The sequence below is a fragment of the Nocardia sp. NPDC004123 genome (assembly GCF_053603795.1).
The window spans coordinates 20,800-45,211 of record NZ_JBSGGG010000001.1 but is presented as its reverse complement, the minus strand read 5'-3'; the positions used below and the strand labels follow the sequence as shown (position 1 = coordinate 45,211).

Below are 24,412 nucleotides of genomic sequence, written 5' to 3'. Positions count from 1 at the left end.
GCTCGGAGGGGTGGCGATGCGTGGCAGTGTCGAAACCTCGTTGGCGGAGTTGGCGGCTCGCGTTCGCCGCCGCGCCGACGGGCATTCCGGTCGGTTTCTGCTCGGTATCGCGGGCCCGCCCGGCGCCGGCAAATCCACCCTGGCCCGCGGCATTCGCGACGAACTGAATCTGGCCGCCGGCGCTACGATCGCCGAAGTCGCGCCCATGGACGGATTCCACCTCACCAACGCCCAGCTGCGCACCGCCGGATTCCTCGATCGCAAGGGCGAACCCGACACCTTCGACACCGACGGCTATGTGGCGCTGTTGCGCACCATTCGCGAGACCGCGCCGGGCACGCCGGTGTCCTGGCCCACCTACGATCGCGAGATCCACGAACCGGTCCCCGGCGGCATCGTGTTCGACCGCCAATCCATCGTGGTGACCGAGGGCAACTACCTGCTGCTCGACGACCGCGCCCATCCGGCCTGGGCCGCTGTGCGCCCCCTGCTCGACGAGACCTGGTACCTGGAGGTGCCGCGCCCGATCATCGAACAACGCCTGTTGCGCCGCCACATTCGCGGCGGCCGCACCCTCGCGGCCGCGCGGACCAAGGTGGCGCACAGCGACCTCCGCAATGCCGCCCTCGTCGAATCCACCCGCACCCGAGCCGATCTGGTGCTGCGCAAGGCCGGACGCGGCTACCGCATCGACTGAACGTGTTATCCGATCGACCGAATGTCGAAGTGCCGCATCCACTCCCGGGTACCGGGGAAACCGCAGGAGGCCGTTGCCACCGCGGCCGCGCGCCGCAGCGCGACCGGGAAATCCGCGCCACGCTCGTGGAAATGGCAGAACGCGCCGTGCAGAATGTCGCCCGCCCCGAGGGTGTCCACGGCCGGCGCCGCGGGGACGGGGATCTCGCCGCGTTCGCCGGGCATCGAGTATCGGATCGGGCCGCCACCACCGGTGATCGCGACCAGCCGCGGTCCCGCCGCGTGCAGGTGGTCGAATATCTCACCGGCCGAATCACCCTGTACCCCAGGTGGAGTGAAGGTACTCGAGCAGATGGCGATATCTACGACCGGCAGCAGCGCGCCGTGCACCGGACGCCAGCGGCCGGCATCCAGCACCACGGGCACGCCCGCCGCCCGCGCCGCCGTCGCCAGCCGTAGCGCGGGTTCGGGATAGTGGCCGTCCACCAGCAGCACCGTGGCGCTGTCGAGCACCTCGGCCGCGGACTCGTCGAGGGCCGGGTGGATCCGGGATCCGTCCAGCGACACGATGGTCCGGGTGGCCGCCGCGGTGGCGACGATGATCGAGGACACCGGCGGCTGCTGATCGCCGTCGGGCGTGAGGTCCACGGCGGTGACCCCGTGCCGGTACAGATCACCGCGAATCAGTTCCGCCAGTGGATGTTTGCCCAGCGCGGTCACCAGGGCCGGGGTCGCGCCGGACAGGAAGGCGTAGGTCACCGCCGCGTTGGCCGCCGGTCCGCCCGCGCCGAGGAACAGGTCGGCGGCCTGGGTCTTGGAGTCCTCGGCGGGATACCGGTCGACGGCATAGGCGAGATCCAGTGTCGACAATCCGGCGAAAACCGCACTCCTGCTACCCATGCCGCCGACCCTACGGTGAGCTACTCGCGCACCCGGTTCTCATAGGCCTTGCGCGCGTCGGAGTCCACATCGTCCAGGAACGCGGTCTGCGCACCCAGCGCGCGCCCGATGGCATCGCCCACCGACTGCGGCAGCAGACCCACCACCTGCGAGATGATGCCCGCCACCGCCGTGACGCGAACCTTGGAGCGCGGCTCCACGATCAGCTCGGTGATGGCGTCGGCGATCTCCTCCGGCTCGGCCGGGCGCAGCAGCTTGGGCCCCGTAACCCCGGATCCCAGTTCGGTTCTGGTGAGCGTCGGCAGCACCGAGGAGAAGCGCAGCCCGGTGCCCCGGTACTCCTCGCGCAGGGTGTCGGTGAAGCCCAGCACCGCGTGCTTGCTGGCGTTGTAGGTGGCCAGGCCCGGAATGTGGGTCTCGCCGGCGAGCGAGGCGATATTGATGACGTGCCCGCGCCCGCGCGGCAGCATGCGCCCGATGGCCAGCTTGGAACCCAGGATCACGCCGTACACATTGATATCGAGAATGCGGCGGGTGATCTGATCCGGTTCGTCCACCACGCGGCCGGTGGGCATGATCCCGGCATTGTTGATGAGCACGTCGATCGGGCCGAGGCGGCGCTCGACCTCGTCGAGAAAGGCGTCGAAGGACTGGTGGTCGGTGACATCCAGCCGGTCGTAGACGTCGAAACCCCGTGCGGCGCCGGACTCTTTGACGGTGGCCTCGTCGATATCGCCGATGGCGATCCTGGCGCCGAGGGCCTGCAGGGCGGTCGCGGTGGCCAGGCCGATGCCGCGCGCACCGCCGGTGATCACCACGACCTTGCCGGCGATCGTTCCGAAGTCGGCCATCACATCCCCCGCACGGTCTTGATGATGGCGGGCAGGTTGATCCGCCGCAGTCCGCGGGTGCCCGCGGCCCGCATGGCGCCCATGGCGATGGTCAGCTTGGCCGGCGAATACGGGAACCACAGCGGCTCTTTGGTTTGCGTGGGCAGGATCGGCTTGGTGATGGCCTGCTGACGGCAGTACTTGCGCACGCCGCTGGCCCCGCCCCAGCGCGCGCCGGTGCCGGACAGGCCCCAGCCGCCCATGGGCAGCGCGAAGCTGAACATATTGGCGAACACGTCGTTGATGTTCACCGCGCCCGCGTTCAGTTGGCGCGCAACGCGTTCGGCGCGATCCTTGTCGCCGGACCAGACCGAGGCGGACAGGCCGTAGATCGAATCATTGGCCAGGCGAATGGCTTCCGCCTCGTCGGCCACCTTCATGACCGGCAGCGTGGGCCCGAAGGTCTCCTCGGTCATGCAGGTCATGGTGTGGTCCACGTCGGCGAGCACGGTCGGCTCGAAGAGCGTGCCGACGCCGGTGCGCTTGCCGCCGGTCGTGACACGCGCACCCGCCTCGACGGCCTCCTCGACGTGCCGCTGCACGATCTGCGCCTGGTTCTCGTTGGCGAGTGCGCCCATGTCGTACTGGGGTTGGCGGCCGTCCACGCCCAGGCGGACCTCCTTGACGGCGGCGGTCAGCTTCGCCAGGAACTCGTCGTAGACAGGCGCTTCCACGTACACGCGCTCGACCGAGATGCACACCTGCCCGGCGTTGAACAGCCCGCCGAAGGCGATGCCGTGCGCGGCGCGCTCCAGGTCGGCGTCGGCCAGCACGATGGCCGGGTCCTTGCCGCCGAGTTCCAGGCTGTACGGGATCATCCGCTCGGTGCAGGCCGCCGCGATCTTGCGGCCGGTGGCGGTGGAACCGGTGAACTGGATGTAGTCGGCGTTCCCGACCACGGCCGCGCCCGTCTCGCCCGCGCCGGTGACCACCTCGAACACGGGCGGCGCACCGATCTCGCGCCAGCCGCGCGCCAGCTCGACCGCCGAAAGCGGTGTCACCTCGGACGGTTTCAGGATGACCGCCGCGCCCGCGGCCAGCGCCGGGATCACATCGATGACCGGCATGGCCAGCGGGAAGTTCCACGGCGTGATCACACCGACCACCTGGTAGGGCCGGAACACGGTGGTCAGCTGCTTGACCCGGGCCAGCGGGCTGTGCGGCGAAGGGTGTTCGTCGGCAAGGAATTTCGCGGCACGGCGGGCGTAGTAGCCGGTCAGGTCGACCGAGAACGCCGGGTCGATCAGCGAGTCCACCCGGGCCTTGCCGGTCTCGGACTGCAGCACGTCGGCCAGGCGATCGGTGTTGTCCACCAGCCAGTCCTGCAGTTTCAGCAGCCACTCCTTGCGCCCGTCGGGGCCCAGGGCCTCCCAGGCGGGCTGCTGCGCGCGCAGGGCGGCGACCTTGGCGGCGACCGTCTCGGCCGAATCGATCGGCACCGTGCCCGCGAGTGCGCCGGTCGCCGGATTGCGGACCTCGAGTTCGGTGGCGGGCGCCGGGGCCGCCTCCGGTTTCGGGGTGGCTCCCGGTTTCGGGGTGGCCTTGACGGCCGTCCCGGCCGGCTTGCGAGTCCCGGTCTTGCGAGCGGTGCCCGCGGCGGGTTCGGTATTGGTCACGATGTGCCTCTCCCCACGTGCGCTACGTTGCGACGGCGAGCTGTGCCCCAGCTCACTGGACTATGATCGTGACACAATTTCGTGAGCCCATGCTTGGCCAATCGGGTCAATTCTTCCGGTCGGTTTTGTGCTCTGAGTACAACCTCGGAGGAGTGCCCGTGGCGACGCCCGCGAACCCGGCGGAGATCCGGCTATGGATCGCCGATTTCGTCGCGGAAACCCTCCCGGCCGAAACCCTGGAACAGGTCGTCACCCGCCTCGACGACGCCATCATCGCCCGCATCCCGGAGATGCGGGACCGCGATATGCGCCGCGACCTGGCCGCCAGCAGCCGGGCCCACGCGGTCGCCGTGCTCAGCGGCCTCACCCAGGACCTGTTCGAATACCCGGTCCCGCCCGAGGCGCACGCCTTCGCCCGCACCGTCGCCCGCCGCGGCTACGACGTGCGGCTGCTGCTGCGCGTCTACCACCTCGGCCAGGAGGCGGTCATCGACTACATGACCGAGGTGCTCGAACAGCGGCAGCTGCCGCAGGACATCGAAAGATCGGTGCTGCTACGGCTTTTCGACCGCACCACGCGCTGGGTCAGCACCTCGGTCGAGGCTCTCACCGACACCTACATGGCCGAGCGGGAGCGGGGCCTGCGCGCCGCGCTCACCCAGCGCGCCGAGACCGTGCGCGCTTTGCTGGACGGCGCCGAGGTGGATATCGAAACCGCTTCGGGCCGGCTCGGATACCGGCTGTCGCAGCGGCATCTGGCGCTGGTGCTGTGGACGGACGAGGATGCCGCGCCACTGCCGTCGGACAGCAACGGCGAGGCCGTCGGCCGGCTCGACCGGATCGTGGCCCGCTACGCCGGCACGCTCGGCAACGGCAGCCTGCTCACCGTGCCCTCGGGTGCGACCGCGCTGTGGGCGTGGATCGGCGTGGACGACGCGCTGCCCGAGCCCGGCGATCCGGTGTGGTCGGTGGACGCGCCCGTGCGGGTGGCGATCGGCGTGCCCGCCGCGCACGCCGCCGGCTTCCGGGCCGGTCACCGCGAGGCGGTCGCCGCCCGGCAGGTCGCCGAGCGCGCCCGCCCGGGCCTGCCGCGCGCACTGCACTACGCGGAGGTGGAGATCGCCTATCTGGCGGGATCCGACGAGACCGCCATGCGGTCGCTCATCGACAGGGAACTGGGCGCACTCGCCGCACCCGACGCGCAGTCGGCGCGACTGCGCGAAACCTTGCATGCCTACCTGCGAGCCCGCCGCAGCCCGGACGGGGCCGCGAAACTGCTCGGCGTGCACAAGAACACGGTGCGATACCGGATTCAGCGCATAGAAGAACTACTCGGTCACTCTCTCGACCAGCGTGGTACGCGACTGGAGGTCGCGCTCGACTGCGTGGCGGTCTACGGCGTGTGAGTCCGCGAGCGTCAGCTCGCTTCCTCCGCGACGGTGTCCCGGGCGGCGCGTCGCCGGGTGGGCGGCTCGCCTTCGGAGGCCCGGCGCTCCGGTAATTCCGCCAGCAATTGCGTGGTGGCCGCGGCAATGGCGGCCACCGCCTTGTCCACCGCGGCCTTGGTGGCCGTCGTCAATCCCGACACCCCGCCGACTTTGCGCACGTATTCCTGTGCGGCGGCGTAGATTTCCTGCTCCGTGGCGGCCGGACTCAGCCCGCGGAGGAGGGTGATGTTCCCACTCATGCCCCCAGAGGTTAGCGCCCGATTACCCGCTGTGACAGGGCAAGATTCAGACAATTGCGTGAGTGCGTCGCGCAGCGCCCGTGAGAATGCCGCCCAGTGGCCGCCGGAATTCCGAACCGAATGGTTTGCCGATTATTCGCACCGGACGCGGCCGGTGTGGCACACGCGATCGGCGAATAGCGGGCCACTCCAAGATCGATGGGGAACAATCGGGGTATGGCTGCCCGCGACGTGCCCACGCTGACGACTTTTCCGTACCCGGAGCTGGACCAGCGCGAGGACGATCACTGGTCCGGTGCGCAGGTCTCCGACGACGAACTGCGCGCCCTCGCGCTCGGCGGCTTCTACTCCTCCCGCTGGGACGCCTTCCACGACGCCCTGCTGCTCGGCCCCGAACGCGACCATCCCCTCGGTGATCGCCGCGAACTTGCCATCGACACGCTGACCGGCGCCTGGGGCATCACGGACGGCACCGAGGCCATGGCCTCGATGGAACAGCTGCTGGACGGTATGCACGGCCCGCTCTACGCGCTCGTGCATCCACTCGTCACGGCGGCCATCAACTCCCCTGAACGGGATCGCTTCGGCGAGCGCGCCGACCGGCACCGCGCGTTCCTGCGGCAGGTCGGATCGTTCCGTGGCATGGAGAATCCGGAAGCGCTGGTCCGCGATTACGACATCTGGTCGCAGGCCATCAAACTCGGCCTCACCGACCATCTGGTGCGCCCGCTGCCCACCGACATCCAGGCCTGGGATCTGGCCCGCGTGGTCGCCGTCGCCCGCATGGCCTACACCGCGGGCTACCTCGACGCCGATGTCGCCTGGGATTACCTCATGCGCGCGCTGCCCCCGGCCCAGCGGAAATACCGGAACTGGCGGCAATTCGGCGATGCCTATCTCGCCGGGTGGACCTACTGGCAGGCGTGCGAGGACCTCGCGGAACTGAAATCCGGTGGCGTGGACCGGCGGATGGAATTGCTGCGCCTGTGGATGCGCCCCACCAGCCCGTGGCGGCGTATCGCGCTGCAACCGGACGAATAAGTCGCCCGGGTTCGGGGGGCTTGACCCCAAACCTTTCCACTCGATCCGCCCAGGGCTCAATCGGGCAGCGACCGGAGAATTCCGCGTCCGTACCGCTGGAACTGCGCGTCGTCGACCATGCCGAGCGAATGCCGCTCGACCAGCAATTCCCATTCGGAGTACAGCTTCGCCACGCCCGGATCCGCCGGCCCGGCGGCGCCGTCGACCACCTCGCGTTGGATGGCGAAATTCAAAGCGCCCGTCACGCGATCGGTGTCGGCCCGGTCGGTGCCGGTGAAATGCCAGGTCAGATTGCCGTCGCTGACCTCGACGCCGTACTCGGCGAGCACGGCGCCCGGCGCCTCGGCACCGTCGGTGGTGCGTGCCCACAGCAGGGTCGCCACCGGTAGCTCATGGGCGAAACGCTTGCCCGAGCTCAGCGAGACGAAGATCATCCGGGTGGTGGTGATCGCGAGCAGTCCGGTGGCCCGGGGCGCGGGCGCCTGCGCGGTGACGAGGGCGGTCTCCAGCACGTATTCGCCGGGGGTGACATAACGCTGCAGCGCGGCGACGGCCGCCTTTGCGTCCCGCTTGGGCGCCATCCGGCGCACCGCGCGATCCACATCCGCGCGGGCGGGCCCGCTGCGTCCCCAGGAGGGCGCGGGCGGGGCGAGGTCGGGGGCGGCCACGTCCAGTCGCTGGGTGGCCAGGATCTGATTGTTGATGCGCTCGACGATGACGGTGGCGGCGGGCACATCGTGCTCGGCGATGAGCACCGGCAGCGGGGTCCGGTCGGCGGGGACGCCGGTCAGGACGGGGGTCGGGTAGCGCAAATATATTTCGATGACGACGGCGTCATCGGCGCGCCGGTTCAAACGCACCTTGAGCAGGTCGCTTACCGGCACGTCGAGCACGCGCTCGCCGTCGGTTCCAGGCCGCAGCACCGTCAAACGCCCGTTGCCATGACGCACAATCGCTGTGGGTGTCCGTAGCTCGACTATGTCCATACCCCCTGCGCTCTGTTGTGTCGTCACTCACGATGAGACGACCATGCCATGATTGTGACCACTCGGTCCGACACCAGGGGGTGATCGACCCAGTGTGTTGCCGCAGATGGTCGGGGAACCACCCGCGTTCTCCAGCCGTTTACCTGTTGAACTGCACTAGCTGCCGAACTGCGCGATGTAACGACTAGACCGTACGCGGTAACGTGGCATGTCCGCATCCGTTCGCCGGAACGGGCGTGCCACGCAAGCATCGCAGGCAAACCGGATACACCCCCCGGAAAGGACTGGCCGCCGGCCGACGCTCTATGAACCGCAAGACTGTGTTCCGCAACCTGGCCATAGTCGCGGGCTTCCTGCTCGTGATCTGGTTGGTCAGCTATTTCAGCAACGACACGCGCGGCTGGCATAGCGTCGATACCTCGGTGGCGCTCTCCCAGCTCCAGGACAAGTCGAATGTCGATTCGGTCCAGATCGACGACAAAGAACAGCAACTGCGCATCACGCTGAAGAACGGCAACGATGCCACCAAGGGCGAGACCAAGCTCATCGCCAAGTATCCGGGCGGCGGCGAGGTGTCCGCGCAGGTCTTCAAGGCCGCGCAGGATTCCGGCGCCAAGGTCAACACCACCGTCAAGCAGGATTCGTGGCTGAGCCAGATTCTGCTGTTCATGCTGCCCATGGTGATTCTGCTGGGCCTGTTCATCTTCGTGATGGCGCGCATGCAGGGCGGCGGCCGCGGCGGCATGATGGGCTTCGGCAAGTCGAAGGCCAAGCTGCTGTCGAAGGACATGCCCAAGACCACCTTCCAGGATGTGGCGGGCGCCGACGAGGCCATCGAAGAGCTCTACGAGATCAAGGACTTCCTGCAGAACCCGGCGCGGTATCAGGCGCTGGGCGCGAAGATCCCCAAGGGCGTGCTGCTCTACGGTCCGCCCGGTACCGGTAAGACGTTGCTGGCCAAGGCCGTTGCCGGTGAGGCGGGGGTGCCGTTCTTCACCATCTCGGGTTCGGACTTCGTCGAGATGTTCGTCGGTGTCGGCGCCTCCCGCGTGCGCGACCTCTTCGATCAGGCCAAGCAGAACAGCCCCTGCATCATCTTCGTGGACGAGATCGACGCGGTCGGCCGTCAGCGTGGCGCCGGCCTGGGCGGCGGTCACGACGAGCGTGAGCAGACCCTGAACCAGCTGCTGGTGGAGATGGACGGCTTCGGTGAGCGCACCGGCGTCATCATCATGGCGGCCACCAACCGGCCCGACATCCTGGACCCGGCGCTGCTGCGCCCGGGCCGTTTCGACCGGCAGATCCCGGTCGGCAACCCGGACCTGAACGGCCGCCGCGCGATTCTGCAGGTGCACTCCAAGGGCAAGCCGATCGCGACCGACGCCGACCTGGAGGGTCTGGCCAAGCGCACCGTCGGCATGTCGGGTGCGGACCTGGCCAATGTGATCAACGAGGCCGCGCTGCTCACCGCGCGTGAACACGGCAATGTGATCACCGGTGCGGCCCTGGAGGAGTCGGTCGACCGTGTCATCGGCGGCCCCCGCCGCAAGTCGCGGGTGATCAGCGAGCACGAGAAGAAGATCACCGCCTACCACGAGGCCGGTCACACCCTGGCCGCCTGGGCGATGCCCGATATCGAGCCCGTCTACAAGGTCACCATCCTGGCCCGCGGCCGCACCGGCGGTCACGCCATGACGGTGCCCGAGGACGACAAGGGCCTGATGACCCGTTCGGAGATGATCGCCCGCCTGGTCATGGCCATGGGCGGCCGCGCGGCCGAGGAGCTGGTGTTCCACGAGCCGACCACGGGCGCCTCGTCCGATATCGACCAGGCCACCAAGATCGCGCGCGCCATGGTCACCGAGTACGGCATGAGCGCCCGCCTGGGCGCGGTCCGCTACGGCGAGGAGCAGGGCGACCCGTTCCTGGGCCGGTCGATGGGCATGGCCTCGAGCTACTCGCACGAGGTGGCCCGCGAGATCGACGAGGAGGTGCGCAACCTCATCGAGGCCGCGCACACCGAGGCGTGGGCGGTGCTCAACGAGTACCGCGACGAGCTGGACTCCCTGGCCACCGCGCTGCTGGAACGCGAGACCCTGCACCGCAAGGATCTCGAGGAAGTGCTGACGACGGTCGAAAAGCGGCCGCGCATCACGGCTTTCAACGATTTCGGTGACCGCACCCCGTCCGATCGCCCGCCGGTGAAGACCCCGCGCGAGCTGGCCGCCGAGCGCGGTGAGCCGTGGCCGGAGGAGGACTCGCGGCCGTCGCATCCGGTGGCGCAGCCCGCCAACGGCTATCCGGAACCGGTTTACGGCTCCGCGCAGCCGCAGTACGGCGGCTATCCGGCGCCCGCGCCGCAGGGCTACCCGCTGCCGCAGGCTCCGGCCTATCCGCGGCACGGTGCGCCGACACACGGTTCGCGTCCGGACTACGGCGCCCCGGCCGGCTGGTCGGCGCCGGGCTGGCCGCCGCAGGAGGACGAGGCTCAGGCCCCGCAGCCGCGCGGCGCGTACGGCGGCTGGGCGCCCGCGGGCAGCCAGCGCTATCAGCCGGGCGCCCAGTATCAGCCGGGCTACTCGCAGCCGGAGCATCCGGCCGCGCAGCCGGCGTCCGGGAATGACGAGGACGAGAAGAACGGTTGGGACGGACCGAACGGTCGTCGCTGACCGCGGTCCCGATAGGCTCAATGGGTTCGCGGCCCGCCTCGGGCGGGGTTCGGACGCTGGGTGAACGCCCCGTCCGGATCCGCCCGAGTGGTTCGGCGACCGCGTCCAGGCCGCGTGTGCACGTGCGGCAAGTCAACACAGGAGGTGTCGATTGTCGGCCACCAACAATCGTGTCGTGTCCGGCCTGATCGCGCTCGACACCGGTCGACCGTTCGATCAGGACCGTGCGGAGGCTGCCGTGCGGGAGCTGCTGATCGCGGTCGGCGAGAATCCGGATCGCCCCGGGCTCGCCGACACCCCGTCCCGGGTGGCGCGGGCCTACCGGGAGATGTTCGCCGGACTGTTCACCGATCCGTCCGAGGTGCTCAACACCACCTTCGAGGAGGGGCACCAGGAGCTGGTGCTGGTTCGTGACATTCCCATGTACTCGACCTGTGAGCACCACCTGGTGGCGTTCCACGGTGTCGCGCACGTCGGCTACATTCCGGGCCCGCACGGCCGGGTGACCGGACTGTCCAAGCTGGCCCGCCTGGTCGATCTGTACGCCAAGCGCCCGCAGGTGCAGGAGCGGCTGACCAGCCAGATCGCCGACGCGGTGATGGAGAAGCTGGATCCGCGCGGCGCCATCGTGGTGATCGAGGCCGAGCATCTGTGCATGGCGATGCGCGGTATCCGCAAGCCGGGCGCCTCCACCACCACCTCGGCGGTGCGCGGCCTGCTGCAGACCAACGCCTCTTCTCGCGCGGAGGCCCTGGACCTCATTCTGCGAAAGTGAGCGCACCGACCATGGCCGAGAGCGGTACACGGGGGGCCAACCTGGTTGTTCCTCGTGGGGGCCGCTCGTGCGTGGTGATGGGCGTCGTGAACGTCACCAGCGACTCGTTCTCCGACGGGGGCCGCTACCTGGATCCGGGTCTGGCGGTGGCACACGGTCTCGAGCTGTACGAGATGGGCGCGGACATCATCGATGTCGGCGGCGAGTCCACCCGGCCCGGTGCGATTCGCATCGACCCGGAAACCGAAGCGGCGCGGGTGGTTCCGGTGATCCGGCAGCTGGCCGCGGCCGGGGTGCCGACCAGCGTGGACACCATGCGGGCGAGCGTGGCCGAGGCCGCCATCGCGGCGGGCGTGTCCATGGTCAATGACGTGTCGGGCGGGCGTGCCGACCCGAACATGGTGAAAGTCGTTGCGGCGACCAGGATCCCGTGGATCCTCATGCACTGGCGGGCCGAGGCGGACTACCGTCACGCCGGTCCCGCGGAGCAGTACGACGATGTGGTGTCCAAGGTCTGGGAGGAGCTGAACGCGCAGGTCGAGTTCGCCCTCGCGGGTGGTGTCGACTTCGGGCAGCTGGTGCTGGACCCGGGTCTGGGCTTCGCCAAGAACGCCGACCACAACTGGGAGTTGCTGGGCGGCCTGTTCTATCGCATGACGGAGATGATGGACGCGGGCCTGCCGATCCTGATCGGGGCCTCCCGCAAGCGTTTCCTCGGCGGCCTGCTGGCCGATGCCGAGGGCCCGCGTCCGCCGGACGGCCGTGAGGTCGCCACGGCCACGATTTCCGCCCTGGCCGCCGAGCACGGCGCCTGGGGTGTGCGGGTGCACGATGTCCGATCGTCGCTGGACGCCATCGCGGTGGTCGACGCGACCACCAATGCGGCCCGGCGCCTGCGGGAGCGGTATGTCCGGGAGCGGGAGACGGGGGAGCGGCTGTGAGCATCCATCGCGCCGGATCACCGGGTGACCGTATCGAATTGCGCGGGCTGCGCGTCTTCGGCCATCACGGTGTCTTCGACTTCGAGAAGCGCGACGGCCAGGAGTTCGTCGTGGATCTGACGCTGTGGACGGATTTCACCGCCGCCGCGAAGTCGGACGACATCGCCGACACCGTCCACTACGGCGAGCTGGCCGAGCAGGTGGTGCAGATCGTGGCCGGGGAGCCGAAGGATCTGATCGAGACGGTGGTCTCGGCCATCGCTGACGAGGTGATGACCGATCCGCGCATCCAGGCCGTGGAAGTGGTGCTGCACAAGCCTTTCGCGCCGATTCCACATACCTTCGAAGACGTCCGTGTAGTCACGTCCCGTCGTCGCGAACCGGAGGAGTAGAGCGGTGACCCGCGTTGTCCTGTCGATCGGATCCAATCTCGGTGACCGGCTGGCGCATCTGCGCAGTGTCGTGGAGGCGCTGGGCCCGCGCGTGGTGGCGGTCTCGTCGGTGTACTCGACCCCGCCGTGGGGCGGGGTGCCGCAGCAGGACTACCTGAATGCCGTGCTGGTGGCCGAGGATCCGGCCATGGAACCCTCGGACTGGCTACGTCTGGGTCAGGAGCTGGAGCAGGCCGCGGGCCGGATCCGGGAAGTCCGCTGGGGCGCACGCACTCTCGATGTGGACGTGGTGCAGGCCGAGTCGCGCCGCCGCGACGGCCGGGTGGTGGTGCGCAGCCTGGATCCGGTGCTGACGCTGCCGCATCCGCAGGCCCACCATCGTGCGTTCGTGCTGGTGCCGTGGCTGGAGATCGATCCCGACGCGGAGCTGGAGGCGACCGGCGCGCTGCGCACGCTGCGAGAGTGGCTGGCCGCCTTGGATTCCGCCGAGGTGAGCGGGGTGCGCCGCACCGAGCTGACGCTGGGCTGGACGCCGTGACGCCGGAGCTGCTGCGGTGAAGCCGACCCGCATTCTCGATCTGTGCGCGAATGTGCTGCTGGCGGCGATCGTGGCCTGGGTCGCCACCAATATGGCGTATTCGAGCTTCCCGCCGATCTCGGTCTTCTCGGGCGCCTCGCTGTTGCCGGTGGCGCTGCTCGAGGTGGTGCTGGCCTTCGTGATTCGGCAGCGTAAGGAGAATCACGGGATCGGTCCCGGTTCGGGGCAGCTGCATGCGATCACGGCGGCCCGGGCGGTGGCGCTGGCGAAGGCGTCGGCCCAGGTGGGGTCGCTGGTGGGCGGGATCTGGCTGGGTTTCCTGGTGTGGCTGCTCATGCAGCGCTCGGATCTGCGTGCGGCGGCTTCGGATACGCCGGGCGCGGTGGTGGGTCTGCTGGGCGGGGTGGCCCTGGTGGCCGCGGCCCTGTGGCTGGAGTATTGCTGCCGCGCTCCCATTGAGCCGCCCGATGAGGCAGCTACTTCGTAGCTAACGGATTGGCACTGATCATCGCCAAGGTGGGGGCCACACTCCCGAGATCAAGCTACGCTGGCGGACATGGTTTCACCCTCCCGTAGCAGTGCTTCCCGTCGCCGCCGGGAGGATGCGGGAAAGTTCTTCACCGGCTTTCTGCTTCTCCTCGGACTGGTTGCCAGCGTTTTCCTGGTCTTCAGTGACAACCTCCACCTGATCCGGGTGGGCCTGGTCGCGGCCCTCTGGGCGGCCGCCATCGGCGCGCTCGCGGCCACCCGTTATCGCAGGGAGGCGGCCGTCGACAAGGCGAAAGTGGGTGACCTCCAGAAGGTCTACCAACTCCAGCTGGAGCGCGAGGTTGCTGCCCGCCGCGAATACGAGCTCGGCGTGGAGACCCGGGTCCGTCACGAGGTCGGCGCCGACGCCGCGGAGATGGCCGCGCTGCGCGCCGAACTCACGGTCCTGCGCGAGAGCCTGCAGCGTCTGTTCGACGGCGATCTGCCCTCCGAGCGTCCGGCCCTGCGTGCGGATGCCGTTCGGGTCCAAGAACTTCCGAGCAGCGAGGCCGGTTCGGCCCCCGAGGCGGCGAACGATAACTGGCCGGACGCGGATCCCTGGGACCCGTGGTCGTCCCCCGACCAGGCCGAGGACGACGACGACCCGCGCGCCCGCATGGCCCCGAAGTTCGATCCCGAGCACCCCGAACCGCCCGCCTTCGCCACCCCCTTCGACGACCCGGTCACCGCCGAGACGTCGATCATCACCGACGCCATGCGCCAGGACTACGAGGCCGAACGCGCTGTCGCCGAACCGGATTCACCCACCCCGCCCCCGAACCCGGAGGCCGCCAACGAATCCGCCGCCGCGGCCAACGGTAATGCCGGCGCCACCGGCAGTGCCGGCGCCAACGGCAGTGCGCCCACCAATGGCGGTACCGCCACCAATGGCAACGCCACCAACGGCCCCGTTCCGCGCCTGACCCCCGACCCGACTCCGGCGGCCCCGGTGGGCCGCGCCACCGCCCGCCGTCGCCGCCGCTCCGAGGACGATGCCGACGCCGAAGGCAACCACCGCCTCTCGGTCGCCGAGATCATGGCCAATCTCAAGTCCGAGAACAGCAACTGACCGCAAGTCCACCGGGCATTCGGGGCCAGCGCCCCCGAGAATCCCGAGGGAGTTCGGGGGCCGAGCCCCTGAGAGTCGCGAGGGGGTTCGGGGGCGGAGCCCCTGAGAGCCGCGAGAGTTGCCTATCCCACAGTGGGTAGCTCTGGCGAATCGGCGGCGATATCCTCGCTCGAGTAACGTCCGGTACCCGCAAGGCGGGACTGGAACGACTTTCGAGAGGACAAAGTGACCTCGGACAAGGATGTCTGCGGGACCGATCCTGCGCCTGCACGCTTGACGGTGGGAATCGTCTCGGCGGGACGCGTCGGATCCGCGCTGGGTGTGGCACTGGAGCGTGCCGGTCATGTCGTATTCGGGGTTTCCGCGATTTCGGATGCCTCGGTGCGTCGTGCCACCACGCGCCTGCCGGAATCCCGCATCCTGCCCGCCGAGGAGGTGGCCTCCCGCAGTGAGCTGCTGATTCTCGCGGTGCCGGACAGTGAACTGCCGGGTCTGGTCGCGGGTCTGGCGGCCGCGACGGCGGTGCGCGCGGGCACCATCGTGGCGCACACGTCCGGTGCGAACGGGGTCGGCGTGCTGGCGCCGCTGACCGCGCTGGGCACGCTGCCGCTGGCGATTCATCCGGCCATGACGTTCACGGGACACGACGAGGATGTGGCCCGTCTGGCCAATGCCTGCTTCGGTGTGACCGCCGCCGACGACATCGGCTATGCCATCGGGCAGTCGCTGGTGATCGAGATGGGCGGCGAGCCGGTGCGGGTCGCGGAGGAGAACCGCACCCTGTATCACGCGGCTCTGGCACACGGCAGCAACCATCTGGTGACCTTGATCGTGGATGCGGTCGAGGCGTTGCGCGCCGCGTTGTCCGGTCCGGGTCTGCTGGGTCAGCAGACGGTCGACGATCAGCCGAACGGCCTGGCCGAGCGCATGCTGGCGCCGCTCGCCTCGGCCGCCCTCGACAATGCCCTGCGCCGCGGCCCCGCCGCGTTGACGGGTCCGGTGGCGCGCGGCGATGTGGCCGCGGTGGCCGCGCATCTGGACGCTCTCGAAGCCCTGGATCCCCGGCTGGCCGCGGGCTATCGCGCCCTGTCGCTGCGTTCGGCCGAGCGCGCCAAGACCAATCCCGCCCTGATCGATCTGCTGGAGAAAGGACACTGACGCCCATGGACCCCAAGCTGATTGGCACGTACAAGCGCGGCGAGCTGACCGTGCTGCACGATCCGGCCGTCATGACCAAGGTCGTGAAGGCGCTGCGGTCGGTGGGCCGCCGGATCGCGCTGGTGCCGACCATGGGCGCGCTGCACGAGGGCCATCTGGAGCTGGTGCGGCTGGCGAAGCTGACCAACACCACGGTCATCGTGTCGATCTTCGTGAACCCGCTGCAGTTCGGCGCGAACGAGGATCTCGACAAGTACCCGCGCACCCTGGACGCGGATGTGGAACTGCTGCGCGGCGAGGGCGTGGAGCTGGTGTTCGCGCCGAGCGCCCAGGACATGTACCCGTTCGGCACCCGCACCACGGTGCAGTCCGGTCCCTACGGCGACATCCTCGAGGGCGCGACCCGCCCGGGCCACTTCTCCGGTGTGCTGACCGTCGTGTCGAAGCTCTTCAATATCTGCATGCCGCACGAGGCGTTCTTCGGCGAGAAGGACTACCAGCAGCTGGCGCTGATCCGGCAGATGGTCGTCGATCTGAACATGGATGTGAAGATCGTGCCGGCGGCGACCGTCCGGGAGGCGGACGGTCTGGCCAAGTCCTCCCGCAACCGCTACCTGAGCGCGGCGGAGCGCGAGCTGGCCGCCACCCTGTCGGCGGCGCTGCTGGCCGGCCGGCACGCGGCGGGCCGGGGTCCGGAGGCCGTGCTGGAGACCGCGCAGTCGGTGCTGGATCTCGCGCCGGACATCCAGGTCGACTATCTGGCCCTGCGGGCTGCGGACTTCTCCGAGCAGTGGCCGACCGGCAATGCCCGGCTGCTGGTCGCGGCCCGGGTCGGCACCACCCGTCTGATCGACAACATGCCCGTCTCCATCGGCAAGCCGCTCGATGGCCACCCCACTGCCCCCGATCAGCCTGCCCAGGCAGCTCTCTAGGAAGGCGACGACGATGTTGCGCACCATGATGACGTCGAAGATCCACCGCGCCACGGTGACTCACGCCGATCTGCACTACGTGGGTTCGGTGACCGTGGACCAGGACCTGCTCGATGCCGCCGACCTGCTCGAGGGCGAGAAGGTCAGCATTGTCGACATCACCAACGGGGCCCGCCTCGAGACCTATGTGATCGCCGGTGAGCGCGGTTCCGGCGTGATCGGAATCAACGGCGCCGCAGCGCATCTCGTGCATCCCGGCGACCTGGTCATCCTGATCGCCTACGGCATGATGGACGAGGCCGAGCTGACGAACTACGCCCCGCACGTGGTCTTCGTCGACGAGCGCAATCGCCCGATCGAGCTGGGCACCGATCCGGCGCACGCCCCGGAGGGGTCCGACCTGATCTCGCCGCGTTCGCTCTCGCTGGCCTGAGCGGCGGGCCATGCTGCTGACCATCGATGTCCGCAACACCAGCATCGAGCTGGGCCTGTTCTCCGGCAGCGGAGACCACGCGAAGCTGGTGCGGCACTGGCGGATGCACACCAATCCGCTGCTGACCGCGGACGAGTTCGCGCTGCAGGTGCGCGGCCTGATCGGCGCGGACGCCGAACAGGTGGTGGGCGTCGCGGCGCTGTCCACGGTGCCGCCGGTGCTGCGCGAGCTGCGTGAAATGCTGTCCCGCTATTGGGCTCATGTCCCGCACGTGCTGGTGGAACCCGGTGTGCGCACGGGTATTCCGCTGCTGGTGGACAATCCCAAGGAGGTCGGTGCGGACCGCATCGTGAATTGTCTTGCGGCATATCACCGTTTCCGCTCGCCGGCCATCGTGGTGGATTTCGGGACGGCGATCTGTGTGGATCTGGTGTCGGCCAAGGGGGAATTTCTCGGCGGCAGTATCGCGCCCGGGGTGGAGATTTCCACCGAGGCGCTGATCGCCCGCAGTGCGCTGCGCCGCGCGGAGCTGACCCGCCCGCGGTCGGTGGTGGGCAAGAACAGCATGGAGTGCCTGCAGTCGGGCGCCATTTTCGGCTTCGCGGGCCTGGTGGACGGCCTGATCGATCGCATTCGCGATATCGACGCCTTCTCCGGCGACGATGTGGCGGTGGTGGCGACGGGCGCGACCGCGCCGCTGATCGTGCCGGAGTCGGAGACCATCGAGCATCACGAGCCGCATCTGACGCTGGACGGCCTGCGCCTGGTCTACGAGCGCAATCAGCAGCGCCGGACCCGGCCCGAGCCCAGCGCCGCCCGGCCCTGAACAGGCCGGCTGGAATAAAAGTGACGCAGTCGTCGCCGGGAGCCCTGGTGATTCCCGGCGAACCGCTGTTAGACTCGCCGACGTGTATTTCCGCGTGAGCACCCAGGAGTGTTGTCGAGGCTGATTCGCCTCGACGGTCGTCGAGGCTTCGTATAGCCCCCGGCCACAAACACACTTCTTGGAGTTTCGCTCATGCGTTCCTCTGTTTTTTCCCTTCCTGTCGATACCCGCGCCGCCGCCTCGCCGCTCCTGCCCGAGGTCACCGAGCGGGCCACCGCCTCCGCCCTGCCGACCCGGCTGCGTCCGGCCGACCTGCTGCGCCTGACCGATGAGGGCGCCCAGGACGTGCTGGAGGGCCGTTACGACCACCTGCTCCCCGACGGCGGCCTGTGGCCCACCGAAAACCGCTGGGCCACAAGGCTTGTCGCCGATGACGAGGTGGACATCTGGCTGATCAGCTGGGTCGAGGGCAAGTACACCGAACTGCACGACCACGCCGGCTCGCTGGGAGCGCTGACCGTGCTCTCCGGCGCGCTGTCGGAATATCGCTGGAACGGCCGGGACCTGCGTCGCCGCACCCTCACCGCGGGTGATCAGGCCTCTTTCCCGCTCGGCTGGGTGCACGACGTGGTGCGTGCCCCCGAGGCGGAGGCCGGCATCACCGGCCCGCTGAATCCGACTCTGAGCGTGCACGCCTATTCCCCGCCGCTGACGGCCATGTCCTATTACGAGGTCACCGGCCATGGCACCCTGCGGCGCACCCGTTCCGTCCTCACCGACCAGCCCGAAGGCGAACTCGAATGACCCACATGACGATCGACGGCATGCTCGCCCAGGCCCGCGGGCAGCTGCGTCGCCTGCTTCCGATCGAAATCCCGCAGGCCATCGCCCGTGGCGCGATTCTGGTGGATATTCGCCCGCAGGCGCAGCGGATGCGCGAGGGCACGCTGCCGGGCGCGCTGGTGATCGAGCGGAATGTCCTGGAATGGCGTTTGGATCCGTCGAGTTCCGCGCGTCTGGCCATGGCCGAGCACCACGACATGGAATGGATCATCGTCTGCTCGGAGGGATACACCTCGAGCCTGGCCGCCGCCTCCCTGCAACAGCTGGGACTGCGCCGCGCCACCGACCTCGAGGGCGGATATCAGGCCTTGAAAGCGGCGGGCCTGCTGACCGCCGCGGCCACTGCCCCGCACTTCGAACGCGAGGTCGCGACCCTCGCCTGGCTGTAGCCGAAGCGGCGGGGAGGCGGCGGAAAAAAGAAATTCCGCCGCAGGATAGTCTTGAGACCCGTGAGCACCTCCACTCCTTCTTCTCCCTCGAGCAACCCCGTTCCTGCTGGGCAAAAGCGTGCCGCGGCGGCCCCCGTGGAGCATGACGTTCCCGAGCAGATGCGGATTCGCCGCGAGAAGCGTGAGCGGTTGCTCGAGGAGGGCCGTGAGGCCTATCCGGTGGTGGTGAACCGCACCCACACCCTCGGTGAAATTCGCGAGGCGTACCCGGATCTGGCCGCCGATACCCAGACCGGTCAGACGGTCGGGATTGCGGGGCGCGTCATTTTCGTCCGAAATACCGGCAAACTGTGTTTCGCCACCCTGCAGGAGGGCGACGGCACCAAGCTGCAGGCGATGATCAGCCTCAATGGCGTCGGCGCGGAGTCGCTGGCGGCCTGGAAGTCCGATGTCGACCTGGGTGACTTCGTGTACGTGCACGGCGAGGTGATCGCCTCGCGCACGGGCGAATTGAGTGTGATGGCCGATACGTGGGAGATGGCGGCGAAGTCGCTGCGCCCGCTGCCGGTGGCCCACAAGGAGATGGGCGAGGAGTCGCGCGTCCGCCAGCGCTATGTCGACCTGATCCTGCGCCCGGAGGCCCGCGAGATGGCCCGCACCCGCGTCGCGGCCGTGCGCGCGCTGCGAAATGCGTTGGAGCGCAGAGGTTTCCTCGAGGTCGAGACCCCGATGCTGCAGACCATTCACGGCGGCGCCGCGGCCCGTCCGTTCGCCACGCACTCGAACGCGCTCGATATGGAGCTGTTCCTGCGCATCGCTCCGGAGCTGTTCCTGAAGCGTTGCGTGGTCGGCGGCATCGAGAAGGTCTTCGAGATCAACCGGAACTTCCGCAACGAGGGCGCGGACTCGACCCATTCGCCCGAGTTCGCAATGCTGGAAACCTACGAGGCGTACGGCACCTACGACGATTCCGCCACGATGATGCGGGAATTGATCCAGGAAGTCGCGCAGGAGGTCTACGGCACGCAGGTCGTGACGCTCGCCGACGGCACCGAATACGATCTGTCCGGCGAGTGGGCGACGGTGGAGATGTACCCGTCGCTGTCGGAGTCGATCGGTACCGAGGTCACCCCGGAAACGTCGGTCGAGGAATTGCTGGCACTCGCGGACCGGGTCGGTCTGGAAATTCCGGAGGGCAAGGGCTACGGGCACGGCAAACTGGTCGAGGAACTGTGGGAGCACGTCTACGGTGACAAGCTGTACGCGCCGACTTTCGTGCGGGACTTCCCGGTCGAGACATCGCCGCTGACGCGCCAGCATCGGAGCAAGCCCGGGGTTACCGAGAAGTGGGACCTGTACGTGCGCGGCTTCGAACTGGCCACCGGCTATTCCGAACTCGTGGATCCGGTGATCCAGCGGGACCGTTTCATGGATCAGGCGCGTTTGGCCGCGGCCGGTGACGAGGAGGCCATGCGCCTGGACGAGGACTTCCTCACCGCGATGGAGCACGGTATGCCTCCCACAACCGGAACGGGTATGGGTATCGATCGTTTGCTGATGGCCCTGACTGGCCTGGGAATCCGGGAAACGATACTCTTTCCAATTGTGCGTCCGGTAGCCCGATAGTTCTCCGGATTGCATTTCCGGGGCCTGTTCTGGGACTATCGGAATTAGCGGTATTCTGGCGTCGGGTAATCGGCCTGACTATGCGGGTCGCACGATTTCGAGAGGACGTTCATCTCATGGCAAAGAAGGTCACCGTTAGCTTGATCGACGATGTCGACGGTGAGTCCATCGCGGAGGAGACCATCGAGTTCGCTATCGATGGCGTCTCCTACGAGATCGACTTGTCGACGGAGAATGCGGCCAAGCTGCGGGAGGGTCTGGACAGTTGGGTTTCGGCCGCTCGGCGTGTGAGTGGCCGGCGTCGTACCAAGGTGGCCGGTGCTCCGGCCGCGGGCCCGAAGAACCGGGTGTCGATCGATCGCGAACAAAGCGCGGCCATTCGCGAATGGGCGCGCCGGAATGGTCACAAGGTGTCCGCTCGTGGTCGTATCTCCGCTGACATCACCGAGGCTTACAACAAGGCCGCTGCTAAGAACTAGTTGTCCGACTAGTCGCCGATTCGACTGCCGTCCGGGTGTTTCGTGCGTGCCCGGGCGGCAGTGGTTTTCTTCATACGCTTTGCGTATAACCGGGGGACCGACTGCGATCTTGCTAGTGCCGGGGAGGCCAGGCACCATTGAAACGTGCGGACGATGTCACTGGCTGGAAGTAGAGAAGAGGTATCGGCGCAGTGACCGCTTTCCACGGTTCCTTCCTCCGGGTCAAGGATCAAGAGGGACGTCAGCATGAGCTGATGCTGTCCCCTGACCAGCCGCGAATCACCATCGGGCGATCGCCTCAGGCCGACCTGTCCCTGTTCTGGGACGTCGAGGTGTCGCGGCTGCACGCCACCGCCGAGTACCTGGGCGCGCACTGGACCATCGTCGACGACGGCCTTTCCCGCAACGGCACTTTCGTCAACGGGGATCGCCTGGTCGGCCGTCATCGCCTGCAACCGGGGGACGTCATCCGGATGGGCACCTCGCGGGTCACCTTCCACGACTTCAGCGGCGCCGCAGGCGATGTCACGCAGACCTCGACCGGCGGGCTGCCGACGCTGCGCTCGCTCACCGAAACCCAGCGGTCGGTATTGGTCGCGCTCTGCCGGCCGCTCCGGAGCAATGACGGGTTCGCCTCACCCGCCTCCAACCAGCAGATCGCGGCGGAACTCTTCCTCAGCGTCGACGCCATCAAGACCCACCTCCGCGCGCTGTTCGCGAAGTTCGGTGTCGAGGACCTCCCGCAGAACCAGAAGCGGGTCCGCCTCGCCAACCTGGCCATGCAGTCCGGCGTCATCTCCGAGCGCGACCTCTGATTCGCCGATCCTGGTACTGCCCGTGCCTGTTGGACCCCTGCGCATGCGTGCGAGCTTCTGAGCCATGGGTTTCCGTGCCCGCCGGCGATTGACTGGATGTAGTCGATCACCCGGGAAGAACACGGGTGGCAGATCCAGTCAGGAGAGAACCATGTTCGCATTTCGCATCGCCGCGCTGGTGGCGGCGACGCTGACCACCGGACTGATCGCCGGGGTGTTCTACGCCTACGCGACCTCGGTGATGACGGCCCTGGGCCAGTCCGACGACCGCACCTTCATCGATGTCATGCAGAAGATCAACGTGGTCATCATCAATCCGTGGTTCATGCTCGGATTCATGGGCACGGTCGGCTTCACCGTGCTGGCCGCGGCCCTGCACCTGGGCAAGGACAACCGCACCACGCTGATCTGGATCGGGGCCGCGCTGGCCCTCAATGTGATCGCCTTCTGCGTCACCTCGGGCCTGAACGTGCCGCTCAACAATCAGCTGGCCAATGCCGGTGACGTCGGGCAGATTCCGGATCTGGCGGCGGTGCGCTCGCAGTTCGAAAGCTCGTGGGTGGCTTGGAATATCGTCCGCGCGGTGCTCCACACGCTGGCCTTCCTGGTGCTGACGGGCGCGCTGTTCGTGGCCGGCATGCAGCATGCCAAGGCGAGCGCGGTCGCCACCGTCGCGCCGGCCGCGCAGCCGGGCTTCCCGCCGGCGCCCGGCGCGTATTCGGCTCCGGCGGCGTGGTCCGCTCCGGCGCAGCAGCCCTTCCCGGCCCAGCCCGGATTCGTCTCCGGTCAGCAGTAGTTCGGTCCGATTCCGGCGGTGGCCGGGACCCTGGATGCGGCCTCACAAGCCGCCTGCGGGGCCCGGCCGTCGCCGTTTTCCTGTACTGAAACAGGTTTCAGAACTTACTCGCCAGTAATCCATCCCTCGTGCTTGTTTCCTGATTAGGTATGCGGAACGCGTTCTAATTTGGGAGGGAACATGCGAAGGATGCCCAGACGAGGAACGCCGGGATCACTGCTGATCATGGCGGTTCTGGCGGTCTTGTGGATCGGTGCGAGCGGTACCGCCCGAGCGGAATACCCGGTCACTTTCAACTTCTTCGCGGGCATCCCCAACGAGCTCGCCAATCCCGGTGGTTCGCTGCCCGGCGCCAATGACTGGTCCTGCAAACCCAGTGCGGCGCACCCGGATCCGGTGGTCCTCGTGCACGGCACCGCGGGCGGCGCGCAGACCAACTGGGGCGCCTACGCGCCGCTGCTCGCCAATCAGGGCTACTGCGTCTACGCGCTGACCTACGGCGCCCTCGACGTGCCGTGGCCGCTGTCCGCGCTGGGCGGTATGAAGCCGATCCCCGAGAGCGCCGCGCAGCTGGGCGCCTTTGTGGGCCGCGTGCTGGCCGCGACCGGTGCGGCGCAGGTCGACTTCGTCGCCCACTCGCAGGGCAACACGGTCGGCGAGTACTACATCAAGCGGCTCGGCGGCTCCGGCAAGGTCAACCGCTTCGTGGCCATCGCGCCCCCGTGGCTGGGCATTTTCGGCGACCAGATGAACGTCGTGCGCGCCTTCGGGCGGCAGCTCGGCGCGAGCGCCGACCAGGTGGACGATCTGGCCGCGATGGGCGTCGTGTGCCAGGCGTGCCCGGAGATGCTCGGCAACTCCTCGTTCATGAATGCCCTGAACGCCGACGGCGTCTACGACCCGTCGGTCACCTACACCAACCTGGCCTCCAACTTCGACGAGGCGGTGTGGCCCGCCATCGCGCTGGTCCCGGCCCCGAACGTCACCAATGATCTGATGCAGGACGGTTGCCCTGTCGACTTCTCCGATCACATGGCCATCGCCGGCAGTCGCCGCGCGGCCATGATGGCCCTCAACGCGCTCGATCCGGAGCATGCCCAGCCGGTGCCGTGCGAGTTCGTTCCGCCCGTCACCGGGGCCTGAGGAACCCCGAACGCGACTGTTCGCTGTGGGCGTAGCCGATTCGGAAACGGTCCGCGCAACTGCCCCGTTATGACTGAATGAGTCGTACTGTCGCCGGTTCGCAATAGGGTGGACGGACGACGTGCGTGACCCCCGGCAACTAGAGTGGAGTCGGGGGATGCAACCCCAGGGCTTCATGGCAGGCTGGCGACCAGAAGGGCAGCACAGGGTCTGAAGCGCCGGATGCCAGTGATGGCGGAGCAGG

General features: G+C 68.3%; 26 protein-coding genes. 21 read left to right on the top strand and 5 right to left on the bottom strand.

Going from position 1 to position 24,412, the window contains the following annotated elements; translation table 11 throughout:
* Positions 1–16: 16 nt before the first annotated feature.
* Positions 17–697 carry a nucleoside/nucleotide kinase family protein gene (locus tag ACWEQQ_RS00245; RefSeq protein ID WP_452346633.1) on the top strand — a complete coding sequence of 227 codons (681 nt, stop codon included), beginning with the start codon at positions 17–19 and terminating at the stop codon, positions 695–697.
* Positions 698–702: 5 nt separating this feature from the next.
* Here the strand turns inward: ACWEQQ_RS00245 and ACWEQQ_RS00240 are convergent, their stop codons facing one another.
* Genes ACWEQQ_RS00240 through ACWEQQ_RS00230 form a run of 3 tightly spaced genes read right to left on the bottom strand, consistent with a single transcriptional unit; the run spans position 703 to position 4,102 of the window.
* The gene (locus ACWEQQ_RS00240; RefSeq protein WP_452346632.1) at positions 703–1,596 is read right to left on the bottom strand and encodes a PfkB family carbohydrate kinase; all 894 of its coding nucleotides are present in this window, start codon (positions 1,594–1,596) and stop codon (positions 703–705) included.
* Positions 1,597–1,616: 20 nt separating this feature from the next.
* A complete protein-coding gene (locus tag ACWEQQ_RS00235) occupies positions 1,617–2,447 on the bottom strand; it encodes an SDR family oxidoreductase (RefSeq protein WP_452346631.1) in 831 nt (276 codons plus the stop codon).
* Complete coding sequence (locus tag ACWEQQ_RS00230; RefSeq protein ID WP_452346630.1) at positions 2,447–4,102, bottom strand: aldehyde dehydrogenase family protein; 1,656 nt, start codon at positions 4,100–4,102, stop codon at positions 2,447–2,449. Before ACWEQQ_RS00230 ends, ACWEQQ_RS00235 begins: the two co-directional genes overlap by 1 nt.
* Before the next feature lie 158 nt (positions 4,103–4,260).
* Between ACWEQQ_RS00230 and ACWEQQ_RS00225 the strand changes: the two genes are divergently transcribed.
* Positions 4,261–5,508, top strand: coding sequence for a PucR family transcriptional regulator (locus ACWEQQ_RS00225; RefSeq protein ID WP_452346629.1), 1,248 nt, complete (start codon positions 4,261–4,263; stop codon positions 5,506–5,508).
* 11 nt (positions 5,509–5,519) lie between these two features.
* Here ACWEQQ_RS00225 and ACWEQQ_RS00220 read toward each other — a convergent pair whose 3' ends face one another.
* Positions 5,520–5,789, bottom strand: coding sequence for a DUF2277 family protein (locus ACWEQQ_RS00220; protein ID WP_356998658.1), 270 nt, complete (start codon positions 5,787–5,789; stop codon positions 5,520–5,522).
* A gap of 216 nt (positions 5,790–6,005) precedes the next feature.
* Between ACWEQQ_RS00220 and ACWEQQ_RS00215 the strand changes: the two genes are divergently transcribed.
* A complete protein-coding gene (locus tag ACWEQQ_RS00215) occupies positions 6,006–6,830 on the top strand; it encodes a DUF1266 domain-containing protein (RefSeq protein WP_379393533.1) in 825 nt (274 codons plus the stop codon).
* A 56-nt stretch (positions 6,831–6,886) separates the two neighbouring features.
* Here ACWEQQ_RS00215 and ACWEQQ_RS00210 read toward each other — a convergent pair whose 3' ends face one another.
* A complete protein-coding gene (locus ACWEQQ_RS00210; RefSeq protein WP_452346628.1) occupies positions 6,887–7,753 on the bottom strand; it encodes a hypothetical protein in 867 nt (288 codons plus the stop codon).
* A 368-nt stretch (positions 7,754–8,121) separates the two neighbouring features.
* On the opposite strand from ACWEQQ_RS00210, the gene ftsH reads away from it, so the two are divergent.
* The 18 genes from ftsH to ACWEQQ_RS00120 all read left to right on the top strand — a co-directional run bounded on the left by ftsH (position 8,122) and on the right by ACWEQQ_RS00120 (position 24,168).
* Positions 8,122–10,485: an ATP-dependent zinc metalloprotease FtsH gene (ftsH, locus tag ACWEQQ_RS00205; protein ID WP_452339665.1), complete on the top strand. Its 2,364-nt coding sequence runs from the start codon at positions 8,122–8,124 to the stop codon at positions 10,483–10,485.
* 175 nt (positions 10,486–10,660) lie between these two features.
* Positions 10,661–11,260 carry a GTP cyclohydrolase I FolE gene (folE, locus tag ACWEQQ_RS00200; RefSeq protein ID WP_379425124.1) on the top strand — a complete coding sequence of 200 codons (600 nt, stop codon included), beginning with the start codon at positions 10,661–10,663 and terminating at the stop codon, positions 11,258–11,260.
* 11 nt (positions 11,261–11,271) lie between these two features.
* On the top strand, positions 11,272–12,201 hold the full coding sequence (gene folP / locus ACWEQQ_RS00195) for a dihydropteroate synthase (protein WP_364606788.1): 930 nt from the start codon (positions 11,272–11,274) through the stop codon (positions 12,199–12,201).
* The gene (folB, locus tag ACWEQQ_RS00190) at positions 12,198–12,593 is read left to right on the top strand and encodes a dihydroneopterin aldolase (protein ID WP_452346627.1); all 396 of its coding nucleotides are present in this window, start codon (positions 12,198–12,200) and stop codon (positions 12,591–12,593) included. Before folP ends, folB begins: the two co-directional genes overlap by 4 nt.
* 4 nt (positions 12,594–12,597) lie before the next feature.
* Positions 12,598–13,131: a 2-amino-4-hydroxy-6-hydroxymethyldihydropteridine diphosphokinase gene (gene folK, locus ACWEQQ_RS00185; protein WP_452339663.1), complete on the top strand. Its 534-nt coding sequence runs from the start codon at positions 12,598–12,600 to the stop codon at positions 13,129–13,131.
* Positions 13,132–13,147: 16 nt separating this feature from the next.
* A complete protein-coding gene (locus tag ACWEQQ_RS00180) occupies positions 13,148–13,618 on the top strand; it encodes a DUF3180 domain-containing protein (RefSeq protein ID WP_452339662.1) in 471 nt (156 codons plus the stop codon).
* Positions 13,619–13,687: 69 nt separating this feature from the next.
* Complete coding sequence (locus tag ACWEQQ_RS00175) at positions 13,688–14,728, top strand: DUF6779 domain-containing protein (RefSeq protein WP_452346626.1); 1,041 nt, start codon at positions 13,688–13,690, stop codon at positions 14,726–14,728.
* Positions 14,729–14,953: 225 nt separating this feature from the next.
* Positions 14,954–15,886, top strand: a complete 933-nt coding sequence (locus tag ACWEQQ_RS00170) for a Rossmann-like and DUF2520 domain-containing protein (protein ID WP_452339660.1) — start codon at positions 14,954–14,956, stop codon at positions 15,884–15,886.
* Between the two features lie 5 nt (positions 15,887–15,891).
* Positions 15,892–16,818 (top strand): pantoate--beta-alanine ligase, encoded by a 927-nt coding sequence (gene panC / locus ACWEQQ_RS00165; protein WP_452346625.1) that lies wholly within the window; start codon positions 15,892–15,894, stop codon positions 16,816–16,818.
* 13 nt (positions 16,819–16,831) lie between these two features.
* The gene (gene panD, locus ACWEQQ_RS00160) at positions 16,832–17,251 is read left to right on the top strand and encodes an aspartate 1-decarboxylase (RefSeq protein ID WP_452339658.1); all 420 of its coding nucleotides are present in this window, start codon (positions 16,832–16,834) and stop codon (positions 17,249–17,251) included.
* Between the two features lie 10 nt (positions 17,252–17,261).
* Positions 17,262–18,077 carry a type III pantothenate kinase gene (locus tag ACWEQQ_RS00155; RefSeq protein WP_364606510.1) on the top strand — a complete coding sequence of 272 codons (816 nt, stop codon included), beginning with the start codon at positions 17,262–17,264 and terminating at the stop codon, positions 18,075–18,077.
* A gap of 192 nt (positions 18,078–18,269) precedes the next feature.
* On the top strand, positions 18,270–18,881 hold the full coding sequence (locus ACWEQQ_RS00150; protein WP_364606507.1) for a cysteine dioxygenase: 612 nt from the start codon (positions 18,270–18,272) through the stop codon (positions 18,879–18,881).
* 5 nt (positions 18,882–18,886) lie between these two features.
* A complete protein-coding gene (locus ACWEQQ_RS00145; RefSeq protein WP_364606785.1) occupies positions 18,887–19,309 on the top strand; it encodes a rhodanese-like domain-containing protein in 423 nt (140 codons plus the stop codon).
* Positions 19,310–19,468: 159 nt separating this feature from the next.
* The gene (gene lysS, locus ACWEQQ_RS00140; RefSeq protein WP_452346860.1) at positions 19,469–20,935 is read left to right on the top strand and encodes a lysine--tRNA ligase; all 1,467 of its coding nucleotides are present in this window, start codon (positions 19,469–19,471) and stop codon (positions 20,933–20,935) included.
* 116 nt (positions 20,936–21,051) lie between these two features.
* Positions 21,052–21,414 carry a histone-like nucleoid-structuring protein Lsr2 gene (locus tag ACWEQQ_RS00135; RefSeq protein WP_452339657.1) on the top strand — a complete coding sequence of 121 codons (363 nt, stop codon included), beginning with the start codon at positions 21,052–21,054 and terminating at the stop codon, positions 21,412–21,414.
* 191 nt (positions 21,415–21,605) lie between these two features.
* Positions 21,606–22,229: an FHA domain-containing protein gene (locus ACWEQQ_RS00130; protein ID WP_379425133.1), complete on the top strand. Its 624-nt coding sequence runs from the start codon at positions 21,606–21,608 to the stop codon at positions 22,227–22,229.
* Positions 22,230–22,380: 151 nt separating this feature from the next.
* Entirely contained in the window at positions 22,381–23,025 is a 645-nt protein-coding gene (locus ACWEQQ_RS00125) for an anthrone oxygenase family protein (RefSeq protein WP_452339656.1), read from the top strand.
* Between the two features lie 189 nt (positions 23,026–23,214).
* On the top strand, positions 23,215–24,168 hold the full coding sequence (locus ACWEQQ_RS00120; protein WP_452346624.1) for an esterase/lipase family protein: 954 nt from the start codon (positions 23,215–23,217) through the stop codon (positions 24,166–24,168).
* Positions 24,169–24,412 lie beyond the last annotated feature (244 nt).